The following is a 13,889-nucleotide window of genomic DNA, read 5'->3' as shown; positions in this document are numbered from 1 at the left end:
TTCCGTTCAAGACCGCAAAGCCCGGATCGTATTTTTCTGCCGCCTCCGAGAATGAGGATTGGCGGTCATGTCGAAGCAATTCCAGGGTTATATCTATCTGTCGCTCGCGATGGCACTCGTCGGCAGCACGGTTATCGCAAGCAAGGTCATAGCGTCCGGGCTGCCGCCGTTCACGGCCACGGCCTTGCGTTTCGCGCTTGCCTTTCCGCTCTTCCTCGTGCTGATGCGCGCGACCGCGACGGCATGGCCAAGGCTGCAACGGCGCGAATGGCTCATCCTGTTGGTCCAGGCAGGCGCCGGCAGCGTCGGCTATACGACGCTGCTGATTTCCGGCCTGCGACTGACACCCGCGGCCGATGCCGGCGTCATCATCGGTACGCTGCCCATCGTTTCGGCAGCGATTGCCATTGTGCTTCTTGGCGAACGGCCGGATCGTTCCATCCTGCTGGCGATCGCCCTCGCCGCAGCAGGCGTCCTTTCGATTGTCTTCCGCTCAGATAGCGGTAGCACGCATTCGCTCCTCGGCAACATTCTGGTCTTTGGCGCCGTCATCTGCGAAGGCCTCTTCATCCTCATCAACAAACGCCTGACAACGGCGATTTCGCCCCTCGCCTTGTCGACGCTGATGGCCGGTCTGGGCGTCGCCGTCTCGGCACCGATTGCCCTGCTCGAAATCCCACAGGCAGCTGCGATAACCACGCAATCGATCACCGCAGTCGCCTACTACGCGCTTGTCCCGACAGTCGGTGGCTTCCTGCTCTGGTACGCTGGGCTGGCGAAAGTGAGCGGCACGGAGGCCTCTGTGTTCACGGCGCTTGCCCCTGTCTCGGCCGTTTTCCTTGCCTTTGCCATGCTTGGAGAGCCGATTTCCACCAATCAACTGATCGGCATCGCTTGCGTGCTCGCCGCCGTCCTCAGCCTGGGTTTTCGGCTGCCGAACGCGCGTCGAAGCCGTTCTGAGGCCGGATGAGGCGACCTGCATTCCCAAAACACCGTACACACCAGAGAGGCAGCAACAATGTATTTCCGCCATGCAAGCGACGTCTGGAGGGATTTTCCCGGACTTTCCGCCGGAATTCTTCACGCCGAAGGTATCCACCGAGACGTCTCCATCGATGCGCACATTGCCGGTTTCGAGGCCGCGGCGAAAGCACGGCTCGCAGCAAGCGCTGAGGGTGAATTTCCGGAGATCCAGGCCTGGCGACGCGCTTTCTCGCTTATGGGTTTGAAGCCGACGCAATACCGCTCGGCCTCCGAGGCGCTGCTCCGCCGGTTCCGCAAGGACGGGTACCTGCCGCGGATTCACCCGCTGATCGACCTTTGCAACGCGGCATCGCTTGCATTCGCCATTCCGATCGCAGTTTTCGATCTCTCCAGAGTGGCCGGTCATCTCGAGGTTCGTTACGCCTCCGGCAGCGAGATCTACACCACGTTTTCCGGAGAAACCGAACATCCCGAACAGCACGAAGTGATCTTCGCGGACGAGGAAGGGCGAGCCCATGCGCGCCGCTGGACCAACCGCCAGAGCGGCTATTCGGCGGTCGGCGGCGAGACGACGACCGTGCTCGTCGTCGCCGAAGCGCTGCATGCGCGCGCTGAGACCGACGTGAGCCGGCTCGTCGATGAACTTGCTGGAGCTATAGCCGCCGCCTGGATCATCAATCCACGAACCGCGATATTGGGTCGCTCGTCGCCGCGCTTCGATATTTGAGACCGGGCGCGAGATTTGGCCAAAATCCTTTGACGGCGCAAATTCGGCTCCAATATCATCCGGCCGAATCGCAACTCGGGATTGACCTACCATGTCCGACGAACGCGCCACACCATGGTTCCTGAGCCTCAAGCACGCGCTTCTCGATCGGGGCGGGCTCGAGGAAATCTTTCGCCACGTCCGCAATCTGGTTGTCGCGACCCTGGTCATCGCGGCCGGCCTGCATGCCGTCGAGCATCCCGACATCATCGATGCGAAGGGGCTGTTGAGTATCCCGGTCGCCGGCTACTTCGTCTTCTCGACCGGGATTGCGCTGTTTTTCCTCAACTTCGCGGACGGACTTCATCGGCTTGGGAAGATCAAGCGTCACGTCGCCCTGCAGTTGCTGCTGGTGGTCGTCTACGTGTTGATCACCATCCGTGTCGCTCAGCTAATCCTGGCACTCCGGATGACGCCGTCATAGCCGGCGCTCTGCGGGCGCCGGCTATGATCTTCGCGTGGAACGATCACGCCGCCTTGGCGACGTGATACTCCTTGATCGCCACCATCCTGATCGCCGGATAGCGTTCCGCCTCGTAGCGCAGCGAGAAGCCGTCCTGCGCCAGGAATACCGGATCGCCGTCGAGATCGCGGGCGATATCGCCGCGACGGGCCGTGATGAACTTGTCGAGTTCGCTCGGATGATCGGCGGAAACCCAGCGGCAGACGGAAAAGCGCGACATTTCGAAGGAGACCGGAAGGCCGTATTCCGCCTGCAGGCGCTCCTTCAGAACGTCGAGCTGCAGTGCGCCGACGACGCCGACGATCGCTGGCGAGCCGTCTTCCGGCGAGAAGAGCTGCACGACGCCTTCTTCCGCCATCTGCTGCAGCGCTTCCTTCAGCTTTTTCGCCTTCATCGCATCCTCGAGCCGGACGCGGCGGAGAATTTCCGGCGCAAAGTTCGGCACACCTTGGAAAACGAGCGGCTCACCCTCGGTGAGCGTATCGCCGATCCGGAGCGTGCCGTGGTTGGGAATGCCGACGACATCGCCGGCAAAGGCCGTATCGGCGAGCTGGCGCTGCGAGGCGAAGAAGAACTGCGGGGCGGTCAGCCCCATCTGCTTGCCGGTGCGCGAGAGCCGTGCCTTCATGCCGCGCTCGAGCTTGCCCGAGCAGACGCGGACGAAGGCGATGCGGTCACGATGGTTCGGGTCCATGTTCGCCTGGATCTTGAAGACGAAGGCCGTCATCTTCTCGTCCGTCGCCTCGACGGTGCGGATATCGGCGACCTGGGCGCGCGGCGGCGGCGCGAATGCGCTCAACGCATTGATGAGGTCGCGCACGCCAAAATTCCGAAGCGCCGAGCCGAAGAACACCGGCGTCAGATGGCCTTCGAGGAAGGCCTTGTGGTCGAACGGCTTGCAGGCCTCGATCGCCAGCATCGTTTCCTCGATGAAGGCGTCACGCTCGTTTTCCGGCAGGCGATGAGAAGCCATTTCCGGATCGTTGACCTTGGTCAGCCGTTCCTGCGTGTCGGCGCCGCGCACCTCGTTGGTGGCGAGGTGATACGTACCGCAGAAGGTCTTGGAGCGGCCGATCGGCCAGGTGACCGGCGCGCAGTCGAGAGCCAGCTTGTGCTCGACCTCGTCTAGGATCTCGAAAGGATCACGGCTCTCGCGGTCCATCTTGTTGACGAAGGTGATGATCGGAATGTCGCGCAGGCGGCAAACCTCGAAGAGTTTCAGCGTGCGCGGCTCGATACCCTTGGCGGCATCGATCACCATGACGGCCGCATCCACCGCCGTCAGCGTCCGGTAGGTGTCGTCGGCAAAGTCCTCGTGACCGGGCGTGTCGAGGAGATTGAAGACCGTGTCGTCGTATTCGAAAGTCATCACCGACGTGACGACGGAAATGCCGCGTTCGCGCTCGATCTTCATCCAGTCCGAGCGGGTCTGGATGCGGTCTTTCTTGGCCTTGACCTCGCCGGCGAGCTGGATCGCGCCACCGAAGAGAAGGAGCTTTTCGGTGAGCGTCGTTTTCCCGGCGTCCGGGTGCGAAATGATCGCAAATGTGCGGCGGCGGGAAACCGCCTCGGCAATGCTTTCGGCCATATTCTAGTATCCTGTGAGTTGCGGCGTCTTTACAGGCTCGCAGACCAATATGCAATTGACTGCGGCAAGACCGCTGGCGCTTATGACGGAATGACCATGCACGCACTTGAAAACCACCCTGCCCTCACCCTTGTCCGCCTGCCGCATGCGCAGGGTCTCGACCTGCCGGCCTATGAGACGGCCGGTGCCGCAGGCATGGATTTGCGCGCGGCCGTTCCGCCGAGCGAGCCTGTGACGATCACGCCGGGCGGTCGGGTGCTGGTGCCGACAGGATTCATCTTCGAAATTCCGGCGGGCTATGAAGGCCAAGTACGGCCGCGCTCGGGCCTTGCCTTCAAGCACGGTATCACCTGCCTCAACACGCCGGGAACCATCGACAGCGATTATCGCGGCGAGGTGAAGGTGCTGCTCATCAATCTTGGCGTGGAGGACTTCGTCATCGAGCGCGGCATGCGCATCGCCCAGATGGTGATCGCACCGGTGACGCAAGTGGCGATCCGCGAGGCGGGCGGTGCGAGCGCGACAGCACGCGGCGCCGGCGGCTTCGGCTCGACCGGGTCCAAGTAGAGGGGGATGAGGAAAAGTGTGGGCGGTTTTCCGCCCGCAGCCCGCTCCAACTATTTGCAATGTCGCCAAAAGCGTTGAGCGGATTGGGACAACGACATGCATAAAGCAAGAATCTAAAGCGGCGGCAGCCGGCGCTTGACTGGCGTCGACTTGACGATCGAGGTATTGGTCTGCGCCCGTTCGGCAATGCGGTCGAGGATCGTGTCGAGCTCTTCCATATCCCGCACGAGCATCTTGGCGATGAAGCAATCGTCACCGGTAATCTTGTCGCATTCGACAATCTCCGGCGTTTCCTGAATGAGCTTTTCGACGATGTGCAGCATGCCTGGCAGCGGCCGAACGCGCACCACCGCCTGCAGCGGATAGCCAAGTTGCGCCGGATTGACGGAGACGGTGAAGCCATTGATCACGCCGCGGTCCTCGAGCTTGCGCAGCCTGTCGGCGGCGCTCGGCGAGGAGAGGCCCGCCTCCTGCGCCAGTTCCTTCAGCGACACGCGGGCATTCGCTGCGAGAATCTCGAGAATACGGCAATCGACATCATCCAGCATCAAGTCGTCCCCAATAAGACAAAGCGGCAGCTTTGCCTTTCATAATTAGGCATCATAGTCCATTTTCCTTCTTGTCTCCATATAAATTCGCCCAACAGCCGATTATTGTTGTGCGATCAGAAAAGGAGACCAGTCATGGACGGAGAACTGAAGCGCGGAAGTGTGGAGATGACGGCGGCAATGCTGATCTCGGGGACAATCGGCTGGTTCGTGCTGATGTCCGGCCAGCCGGTGACGGGCGTCGTTTTCTGGCGTTGCGTGTTCGGGGCGCTGACGCTGATTGCGCTGGCCGCGATGCTCGGGCTCATCGACTTTCGCCACCTGAAGCCGCGCGTCGTCTTCCTTGCAGCACTCGGCGGTGTCGCGATCGTCGTCAACTGGCTCCTGCTCTTTGCCGCCTATTCGCGCGCATCGATCTCGATTGCGACGATGGTCTACAACACGCAGCCCTTCATGCTGCTTGGACTTGGCGCGCTTTTTCTTGGCGAGCGGATCACCGTGAACAAGCTTTTCTGGCTTTCGGTTTCCTTCGCGGGAATGATCGCGATCGTCTCTGCGAAACCGGGCGGCGGCTTCGATGCCGAGCACTATCTTGCGGGTATCGCGCTTTCGATCGGAGCGGCGTTCTTCTACGCGATCGCCGCGCTCCTTACCAAGCTCCTCAAGGGCACGCCGCCGCATCTGATCGCGCTCATCCAGGTGATCACCGGGGCGATCATGCTGGCGCCCTTCGCGCTCTCCGCGCCGCTGCCGCAGGACGCGTGGCAATGGACGCTGCTCGTCACCGTCGGCGTCGTTCATACCGGCATCATGTATATCCTGCTCTACGGAGCGATCCAGCGACTCCCGACGCACATGACGGGTGCGCTCTCCTTCATCTATCCGATCGCCGCGATCCTCGTCGATCGCGTCGCTTTCGGACACGAATTGCAGGCGATACAGATCGCCGGTTCGGCGGCAATCCTCCTGGCCGCAGCCGGCATGAACCTCGGCTGGAGCGTTCGGTCGATCCCGCTTTTCAAGCGCGCAATCAGACCGAGCGCCTGATCGTCAGGCACTCGCTACCTCGTTCGCGTGCACTGCTCTACTGTTGCGCTCGATGCACTCTGCGACGAGCGCCTGCAGGCGCCACAGATTACGGTCCCGGATGCCCCTGGCCTCGAGATGCGTCACGGTGTTGAGCAGATATTCCGCGCCTGAGCCGACATGGCCGCATGCGCAAGCCAGCACCTCCGCGACGGCTTCGAGCGAGAGACTCCCGGCATAGAGCGGCGAGGCGCGATTCATGACGAAGGCCAGGGCAGACACCGGGCCCGACGCGGTCTCAACCTTGATCCAGCGGGGCATGCTGTTGGGCGGTTTATAGGTGAATTCGCGCCGGAAGAGTTTTGCAAATTGACCTTCGATGTCGTCATCCGGCAGTTCGTAGAGGACACCCCGACACTGCCCGCCGCGATCGAGCGCCATCATGAGGCCCGGCTGTTCGGGCGTTCCCCGGAAGCGGATCATTCGAAAGCAAAAGGAACGATGCCAGCCCCGGGCAACGCCTACCGTTTCGCCGACATACTCGATCTCCGGTCTCCAGATCAACGATCCATAGGCGAAGAGCATTATTGGCGTACCCGGAGATGGGTGGCTCCTTATCATCCGCCCCACCCATTCGTCGTAGTCCGCGTCGCTGTGGAGAACTGCGCCCCGCCCGGGGCCGCCGTCGGCAATCGCCCGGTGAACCTGCGCGACATGCGCCGGGGTCAAGCTGAGTGATGTTGGTATGCCGGACATGGTCATCGTCTCCGCCAAGCCGAGAAGATCGCGCACCGGCGGCCTGGATGCAAGTTCGGCCTGAACGTCTCACTTTATCTGCGCGCCTCCGCCGCCATGCTGACGGCAAGGCTCGCAAGGACGGTGCTCATCAGCCAGCGCTGCAAGAGCATGAAGAGCGGGCGTCCGGCAAGGAAGGCGGCGATCGAGCCCGCTGTCACCGCGATCAAGGCGTTAACGGTGACACTGATCATGATCTGCAGACTCCCAAAGACGAGCGACTGGAGGAGGACATCACCCTGCTCGGGGCGGATGAATTGCGGCAGCAGCGAAAGGTAGAGCACCGCCACCTTCGGATTGAGCAGGTTGGTGACAAGCCCCATCAGGAAGAGTTTTCGGGGTCCGTCCCTCGGCAGGTCGCGCACCTGGAAGGGCGAGCGGCCGCCGGGCCTCACGGCTTGCCAGGCAAGATAGAGCAGATAGAGCGCGCCGGCGAAACGCAGCGCGTCATACGCGAAAGGAACCGCCAGCAGCAATGCGGTGATGCCGAGCGCGGCAAAGACCATGTAAAAGACGAAACCAAGCGCCACGCCGCCGAGCGAGACGAGACCCGCCGCCGGTCCCTGGCAGATGGAGCGGGAGATCAGATAGATCATGTTCGGTCCGGGTGTCAGCACCATGCCGAGGGCAATCAGGGCAAAGGCGATAAGGCTCTGAACTTCCGGCACATTGCGCTCCGAACGAGTGTCACGACTGTCGCCAGGACACTCTCATGGTCTCCTTGCACCGGGCAACGCAATTGCTGTCACCCTGACAATCTAACCGCGAAACTTCGCCCGCGCGGATTTCGCTTTTCAGCGCGCTGCTGTAGACAATGCAGGAGCATGTTCGGAGACGCTTCATGACGCTCGCAGCCCTTCTTGCCTATAGCGGCGCCCTCTTCATTGCGGCAATCATTCCCGGTCCTGGCGTGACCGCGCTCGTTGCGCGGGCGCTCGGATCCGGCTTTCGCGAAACCTTCTTCATGGGCCTCGGGCTGATCCTCGGCGACATGGCCTATCTGACTGCCGTGGTGCTGGGGCTCGCCTTCGTCGCGCAGACCTTCACCACGGCCTTTCTCATCGTGAAGATCGCCAGCGCACTCTATCTCGGCTATATCGCCTGGAAACTCTGGACCGCCGGCCTTCTGCCGCAGGATATACAGGCGCGGAAATCGGCAAGCGCGACGATGTCCTTCCTGTCGGGACTGATGGTGACGCTCGGCAATCCCAAGACCATGCTGTTCTATGTGGCACTGGTACCGACGCTGATCGATCTCGCGGCAATCGGTCCCGAGGATTACGGCCTGCTGCTGGCGGCGACCTTCCTTGTCCTTCTCGCCGTGCTGCTGCCCTACATGCTGCTCGCGGCCCGCGCGCGCTCGCTTCTGAAGCAGCCGAAGGCGTTCATGGCATTGAACCGCGCGGCCGCCGGCATTCTTGCCGGAACGGCCGCCTACATCGCTACCCGCGCGACTTGAAAAAAGATTTCTCCGCCGGCCGCCGCGCAGACGCTTTTTCCTCCGGCTGGCGGGCTTCGAAGCCCATCTCGCCCTGGAATGGCCCAGTCATTGCCCGTATTCTCGCGGCAACGATTTCAACTGAAGGGAGAAACACATGTCCGAAACGCGTAAGCCTGGCCGCGGCCGCGTCTTTTCCTCGATCACCGAAACGATCGGCGACACTCCCATCGTGCGCCTCGACAAGCTGGCAAAAGAGAAGGGCGTAAAGGCAAGCCTTCTCGCCAAGCTCGAATTCTTCAATCCGATCGCCTCGGTCAAGGACCGCATCGGCGTTTCGATGATCGAGTCGCTTGAGGCACAGGGCAAGATCGTACCCGGTCGCACGACGCTCATCGAACCAACTTCGGGCAACACCGGCATTGCGCTCGCCTTCGTCGCAGCCGCCAAGGGCTATAAGCTGATCCTCACCATGCCCGAAACGATGTCGGTCGAACGGCGCAAGATGCTCTACCTGCTCGGCGCGGAGCTGGTTCTGACGGAAGGCGCCAAGGGCATGAAGGGGGCGATCGCCAAGGCGCAGGAACTCACCGAGACGCTGCCGGACGCGATCATACCGCAGCAGTTCGAGAATCCGGCCAACCCGGAAATCCACCGCAAGACGACGGCCGAGGAGATCTGGAACGACACCGACGGCAGCGTCGACATTCTCGTCTCCGGTATCGGCACGGGCGGCACGATCACCGGCGCCGGCCAGGTGCTGAAGGCGCGCAAGCCCTCCATCAAGGTGATCGCCGTCGAGCCGGAGGAATCCCCGGTTCTCTCCGGCGGCGATCCCGGACCGCACAAGATCCAGGGAATCGGCGCCGGTTTCGCGCCGGCAATCCTCGACACGGGCGTCTATGACGAGGTCGTGACCGTGAACGCGGGCGAAGCCGTCGAGGCCGCACGCCTCGTTGCAAGGCTCGAAGGCGTTCCGGTCGGCATTTCCGCCGGCGCCGCCCTCCAGGCCGCGATCGAGGTCGGGCAACGCGAGGAAAACGCCGGCAAGAACATCGTCGTCATTATTCCTTCCTTTGCCGAACGCTATCTTTCGACCGTCCTGTTCGAAGGGCTTGGCGGATAGCGCGCGGCAGCTCGCTCCGAAGAACTCTCAGGAGGGGCGCTACCGTGCGCCCCCTTTTTCTTACTCCGTGAAGGCCGCGAGGTTGGCAAGCGTCGAGCCGAGGCCCGCATCATGATCTTGCTGCAAGATACCTTCGGGAACGTTCTCACAAGTCACGGTCACCACAGTGCCATCCGGAACAGCTGAAAGCGTCCAGGTAATCGTCATCGTGCCGGCAAATGCGGGTTCATTGGACTCAAATTCCGCCTGCTGCACCACGCGTTGCCGGGGATCACTTGCACGAAGCGCCCTTCGACAATATCGGTGGCCGCCGAAGTCTTGCCGCGTGGCGCGTGGTTCGGCTGCTCATAGATGAGCGCCATGCGGTAGACCCCGCCTTCTCGCGGCTCGAACCTTTCGATCTCGCCCCGCATGCCGTCGGGCGGCAGCCAAACGGCAACGGCGGCAGGATCGAGCAGCGCCCGATAGATGGCTAGCGGCGAGGCCTTGACGACCCGCGAAGCGGTGTCCGTTCTTCCCTTGGCCGATTCATCCACCATCATTGACCCTCGCTCCGTCGCAACGCGTTGCCGACAAGGAAACGCCCAGCTTCCGCCGCGTCCCTTCAAAGACGCGAAGGTCGCCGCAGCACGATGCATTACTGCATGATTTTGGCCTCAAATCGGCTCCGATTTAAGCAACCAGACAGTAGGGCCGCGGAGCTAGGCCGCAACAGGCAGCCGCTCTCCGGCGACGCGATAGGAAATCGCCTCGGCGAGATGGATCCGGCCCACCGTCGGCGCCTCGTCGAGGTCCGCAAGCGTGCGCGCTACCTTCAGCACCCGGTGGTAACCGCGCGCCGAGAACTTCATCTTCTCCGCCGCATCCCTCAGGAGTTGCAGGCCCGCGGCATCCGGTTCCGCGATCTTCTCGATCATCGCCGTCGAACAGCGGGCATTGTTCGTCAGCTCGGGATGGCCGAGCGCGGCGAAGCGGTCCGCCTGCAGCGCGCGGGCGCGGGCGACGCGCTTGGCGACCGCGGCACTCGGCTCGGCGGCGACGGGGCGGATGAGGTCGGCGGCGCTGACGGCCGGCACGTCGATGCGGATGTCTATGCGGTCCATCAAGGGGCCGGAAATCCGCGCCTGGTAGTCGGCCATGCAGCGCGGGCCGCGGGCGCAACTGCGCCCGGGTTCACCCGCCATGCCGCAACGGCACGGGTTCATCGCCGCTACGAGCTGGATCGCCGCCGGATAGCTGACGCGGTGATTGGCACGCGCGATGATGCATTCCGAGGTTTCGAGCGGCTGGCGCAGCGCATCGAGAACCTGCGGCGAAAATTCCGGAAACTCGTCGAGGAACAGAACACCATGGTGAGCGAGCGAAGCCTCGCCGGGTTTTGCCCGCAACCCGCCGCCGATCAGGGCCGCCATGGTGGCGGAATGGTGCGGCGCGCGGAACGGCCGGCGGTCCGAGAGCTTGCCGCCCGGCAACTGTCCTGCGATCGAATGAACCATCGAGACTTCGAGCAATTCAGCAGGCGAGAGTGGCGGGAGAATGGAGGGCAGGCGCGCGGCAAGCATTGACTTGCCCGAGCCGGGTGGGCCGACCATCAAGAGATTGTGGTTGCCGGCGGCTGCCACCTCCAGCGCCCGCTTGGCGCTCTCCTGGCCCTTGATGTCGCCAAGATCAGGCAGGTTGACGGCAGCGGCGCGAATGGCCGGCTCGGGACGCGACAGCACCTGCGTGCCGCGAAAATGATTGGCGATGGCGATCAGGCTGCGCGGTGCGAGAATGTCGATCTCCGATCCGGCCCAAGCCGCTACCGGGCCGCTATCCGCCGGGCAGATCAGGCCCTTGCCGAGCGCGTTGGCGCCGATCGCTGCGGGCAGAGCGCCGGCGACGGCCGCAATGGTGCCGTCGAGATTGAGTTCGCCGATGACGACGTAGCCGCTCAAAGCATCGGCCGGAATGGCACCTAGCGCCGCCATCAGCCCGAGTGCAACGGCGAGATCGAAATGGCTGCCCTCTTTCGGAAGGTCGGCTGGCGCCAGATTGACCGTGACCCGCTTTGCCGGCAGCGCCAAGCCCGATGCGTGCAGCGCCGCCTGGACGCGCTCCCGGCTTTCGGCAACCGCCTTGTCGGGCAGCCCCACGATCTGCATGCCGACCTTACCAGGTGCGACCATCACCTGTACGTCGACCGGAACGCCTTCGATGCCTTGGAATGCAACCGTGCTGACACGCGCGACCATGATGCCCCCTAAAGTCAGAGCGGGATGTGCGCGGAAAAACCGCTTCACACTTTTTCCTCATCCCGCTCCAGTCACGGCAGCCCTCGTGCCGCCACAACCGCCGCCGGTTGCAACACCAAATCTTGCACGGAGTGCGCTCAAAAACAAGAACAATGATAGAACAAATGCGTGAACCACTTTCCGAAAGAAACGCTCTGCGCGCTCCGTCGGGCCGGACCGCTACGGGCACAGACCTCCCGCGCTATTCGAAACCTTCGACGACACAGGTGATGAGATCATGGTCGGACAGCGGGCGGCCCGAGGAATCGGGTGAAGGAATGATGTGGCTTTTGCCAATCTTCAGACCACGCGCAAGAAACCAGTCGAGCTTCATTGCACGCTTCGGCCAACGGGTGATGAGGCTCGGCCGCGTCGTCATGCCGTCGATCGGACCGCCGTGCCGCGTGAAGCCGCGCTCGGCGCTCATCGCAAACAGGCCCTCGGCTTCGAAATCGCCGCCGATATGATTCCCGCTATTGAGATCGCCGCCGATCAGCACAGGAAGCCCCGGAAAGGTCGCGTCGAGCGCGTCGATCAGTTCCTTGACTTGCCGCTCGCGATAGGCAGCCGTCGTCGCGCTTTCGAGATGGGTGGAAATGGCGACGAAAGGGCCCGCCCGAGTCTCGATCACGGCGCCAATGGCAAGACGCTCTCCGACCCGCGGTTGATCGCCGCCGTCCATGAACCACAGCCTCTCGCCCCAGAGCCGCAACATGAACGGGCGGTTGAACGGAGCGGCCGCCAACAGCGCATTGCCGTGGAAGCCCTTCTCGTTGAAGCCGTCCTTGCAGAATTCGCGCTCGGTATCGGACCCCAATCCGAGTTCGATGAATTCGACGCCGTAGGCGTATTGCATGCCGAGCGCCACGGCGATTTCGGCGGTCGGGTGCCGCTGGCCGGTACGCGCCATGCCGTTGTCCATCTCCGAAAGCAGAACGAGCGACGCGCCGGTGGCGTCAAGATGCGCAGCACTTTCCTCGGGGAACAGGCAGCGTTCGAGGTTCCAGGCCGCGACGGTGAAGGGAAAGGCGAGCGGCTCGCGGGCGGGCGGCGCACCGCCGATCTCAAGCGTGTTCATTTCCTCAAGGCTCGCCATGACGGCGTCATGGGCGGCAATGCTGCGCTCGATCCGTGCAAAACCGGCGCGCGTCTCCAGCGAGGAAACGGCGAGCGCCGCTGAGGTCGTTTCAATCACAATGCAGGCTCCATGTTCACGGTTCGCGTCGGGGCCGGTACGATGCCCGTTGCTGCATTCGGCTCTTCGAGCCTCCTGCCGGTCTCGGACGAGAAGAAATGCAAGCGCTCCGGCGCGATGGTAACGGCAAAACCGTCCGAAAGTGGCGTCTCCGGCGCAAGCGCGACGGTGACAGAATGGTCGTCGATTGCGCCGTGGACGAGGCGCTGCGCGCCCAGTTCCTCGACATAATCGACCCGAAAGAGCAGGGCCTGCTCGCCAACACCGGCGAGACGCAGGTCCTCCGCGCGCAAGCCCACGGTTACCGATCCGTCCGCCGGCGCCCGATAGCCGAGGTCGATCGACTGCGTGCCGATCTGCAGCCGGCCGCCGTCGAGAACGCCTTTGACCAGGTTCATCGCCGGTGAGCCGATGAAGCTCGCGACGAAGGTCGAGGCCGGCGCGTGATAGACGTCGAGCGGCCGGCCGATCTGTTCGATCCGGCCACCGTTCAAGACGACGAGCCGATCGGCGAGTGTCATCGCCTCTAGCTGGTCGTGGGTGACATAGAGCGAGGTGGTGCCGAGACGCTTCTGCAATCGCTTGATCTCGCCGCGCATGGAAACCCGGAGTTTCGCATCGAGGTTCGACAGCGGTTCGTCAAAGAGGAAGGCTGCAGGCTTGCGCACGATCGCCCGCCCCATGGCGACGCGCTGGCGTTGGCCCCCGGAGAGCGCGCGCGGCTTGCGATCGAGATAAGGCGCGATCTCGAGCATGCGCGCAGCCTCGGCAACGCGCGCCTCGATCTCGGCCTTCGGCGTCTTCCGGTTCTTCAAACCGTAGGCGAGGTTCTCATAGACCGTCATGTGCGGATAGAGCGCATAGTTCTGGAAGACCATGGCGATGTCGCGTTCGGCGGGATCGAGATCGTTGATGATCCGCGGGCCGATCTTCACGGTGCCCTTCGAGATCGTCTCCAGGCCCGCGACCATGCGCAACAAGGTCGACTTGCCGCAGCCGGACGGACCGACAAGCACGATGAACTCGCCGTCGGCGATGTCGATCGAGACGGATTTCACCGCCTCGACGCCGCCGGCGTAGATTTTCGAGACCTCTGCGATATCGATCGCCGCCATGGGTT

General features: G+C 63.0%; 16 protein-coding genes. 7 read left to right on the top strand and 9 right to left on the bottom strand.

Annotated elements, in window-relative coordinates:
• Window positions 1-67: 67 nt before the first annotated feature.
• From QN224_RS01525 to QN224_RS01515, 3 genes are all read left to right on the top strand, one after another.
• Window positions 68-970, top strand: coding sequence for a DMT family transporter (locus tag QN224_RS01525; protein WP_283975282.1), 903 nt, complete (start codon window positions 68-70; stop codon window positions 968-970).
• 48 nt (window positions 971-1,018) lie between these two features.
• Window positions 1,019-1,711, top strand: a complete 693-nt coding sequence (locus QN224_RS01520) for a phenylalanine--tRNA ligase beta subunit-related protein (protein ID WP_283975281.1) — start codon at window positions 1,019-1,021, stop codon at window positions 1,709-1,711.
• A 91-nt stretch (window positions 1,712-1,802) separates the two neighbouring features.
• A complete protein-coding gene (locus tag QN224_RS01515) occupies window positions 1,803-2,174 on the top strand; it encodes a hypothetical protein (RefSeq protein WP_173511157.1) in 372 nt (123 codons plus the stop codon).
• A gap of 43 nt (window positions 2,175-2,217) precedes the next feature.
• Here QN224_RS01515 and QN224_RS01510 read toward each other — a convergent pair whose 3' ends face one another.
• The gene (locus QN224_RS01510) at window positions 2,218-3,801 is read right to left on the bottom strand and encodes a peptide chain release factor 3 (protein ID WP_173511158.1); all 1,584 of its coding nucleotides are present in this window, start codon (window positions 3,799-3,801) and stop codon (window positions 2,218-2,220) included.
• A 90-nt stretch (window positions 3,802-3,891) separates the two neighbouring features.
• Here QN224_RS01510 and dut point away from each other — a divergent pair, with 90 nt between their 5' ends.
• Entirely contained in the window at window positions 3,892-4,368 is a 477-nt protein-coding gene (gene dut / locus QN224_RS01505) for a dUTP diphosphatase (RefSeq protein ID WP_283975280.1), read from the top strand.
• A 113-nt stretch (window positions 4,369-4,481) separates the two neighbouring features.
• On the opposite strand, the gene QN224_RS01500 is transcribed toward dut, so the two are convergent.
• Window positions 4,482-4,916 carry an Lrp/AsnC family transcriptional regulator gene (locus QN224_RS01500; RefSeq protein ID WP_173511160.1) on the bottom strand — a complete coding sequence of 145 codons (435 nt, stop codon included), beginning with the start codon at window positions 4,914-4,916 and terminating at the stop codon, window positions 4,482-4,484.
• 135 nt (window positions 4,917-5,051) lie between these two features.
• On the opposite strand from QN224_RS01500, the gene QN224_RS01495 reads away from it, so the two are divergent.
• A complete protein-coding gene (locus tag QN224_RS01495; protein WP_283975279.1) occupies window positions 5,052-5,963 on the top strand; it encodes a DMT family transporter in 912 nt (303 codons plus the stop codon).
• 3 nt (window positions 5,964-5,966) lie between these two features.
• Here QN224_RS01495 and QN224_RS01490 read toward each other — a convergent pair whose 3' ends face one another.
• Together QN224_RS01490 and QN224_RS01485 are read right to left on the bottom strand one after the other, a co-directional pair.
• A complete protein-coding gene (locus tag QN224_RS01490; RefSeq protein ID WP_283975278.1) occupies window positions 5,967-6,698 on the bottom strand; it encodes a gamma-glutamylcyclotransferase in 732 nt (243 codons plus the stop codon).
• A 74-nt stretch (window positions 6,699-6,772) separates the two neighbouring features.
• Window positions 6,773-7,405, bottom strand: coding sequence for a LysE family translocator (locus tag QN224_RS01485; RefSeq protein ID WP_283975277.1), 633 nt, complete (start codon window positions 7,403-7,405; stop codon window positions 6,773-6,775).
• Window positions 7,406-7,578: 173 nt separating this feature from the next.
• Between QN224_RS01485 and QN224_RS01480 the strand changes: the two genes are divergently transcribed.
• Window positions 7,579-8,196 (top strand): LysE family translocator, encoded by a 618-nt coding sequence (locus QN224_RS01480; protein ID WP_283975276.1) that lies wholly within the window; start codon window positions 7,579-7,581, stop codon window positions 8,194-8,196.
• Window positions 8,197-8,332: 136 nt separating this feature from the next.
• A complete protein-coding gene (cysK, locus tag QN224_RS01475; protein ID WP_283975275.1) occupies window positions 8,333-9,301 on the top strand; it encodes a cysteine synthase A in 969 nt (322 codons plus the stop codon).
• A gap of 60 nt (window positions 9,302-9,361) precedes the next feature.
• Here the strand turns inward: cysK and QN224_RS01470 are convergent, their stop codons facing one another.
• From QN224_RS01470 to QN224_RS01450, 5 genes are all read right to left on the bottom strand, one after another.
• On the bottom strand, window positions 9,362-9,556 hold the full coding sequence (locus QN224_RS01470; protein ID WP_283975274.1) for an SRPBCC domain-containing protein: 195 nt from the start codon (window positions 9,554-9,556) through the stop codon (window positions 9,362-9,364).
• Entirely contained in the window at window positions 9,505-9,843 is a 339-nt protein-coding gene (locus tag QN224_RS01465; RefSeq protein WP_283976112.1) for an SRPBCC domain-containing protein, read from the bottom strand. The genes QN224_RS01470 and QN224_RS01465 overlap by 52 nt, the downstream gene beginning before the upstream one ends.
• Window positions 9,844-10,002: 159 nt before the next feature.
• Window positions 10,003-11,535, bottom strand: coding sequence for a YifB family Mg chelatase-like AAA ATPase (locus QN224_RS01460; protein WP_283975273.1), 1,533 nt, complete (start codon window positions 11,533-11,535; stop codon window positions 10,003-10,005).
• 241 nt (window positions 11,536-11,776) lie between these two features.
• Entirely contained in the window at window positions 11,777-12,769 is a 993-nt protein-coding gene (locus QN224_RS01455; RefSeq protein WP_283975272.1) for an endonuclease/exonuclease/phosphatase family protein, read from the bottom strand.
• A complete protein-coding gene (locus tag QN224_RS01450; RefSeq protein ID WP_283975271.1) occupies window positions 12,766-13,884 on the bottom strand; it encodes a sn-glycerol-3-phosphate import ATP-binding protein UgpC in 1,119 nt (372 codons plus the stop codon). The genes QN224_RS01455 and QN224_RS01450 overlap by 4 nt, the downstream gene beginning before the upstream one ends.
• Window positions 13,885-13,889: the final 5 nt, after the last annotated feature.

Source organism: Sinorhizobium sp. 7-81, from assembly GCF_030124405.1.
In the GTDB taxonomy this organism is placed as follows: Bacteria; Pseudomonadota; Alphaproteobacteria; order Rhizobiales; family Rhizobiaceae; genus Sinorhizobium; species Sinorhizobium psoraleae.
The sequence above is the reverse complement of the archived record's forward strand: the minus strand, read 5'-3'. Positions and strand labels throughout refer to the sequence as shown.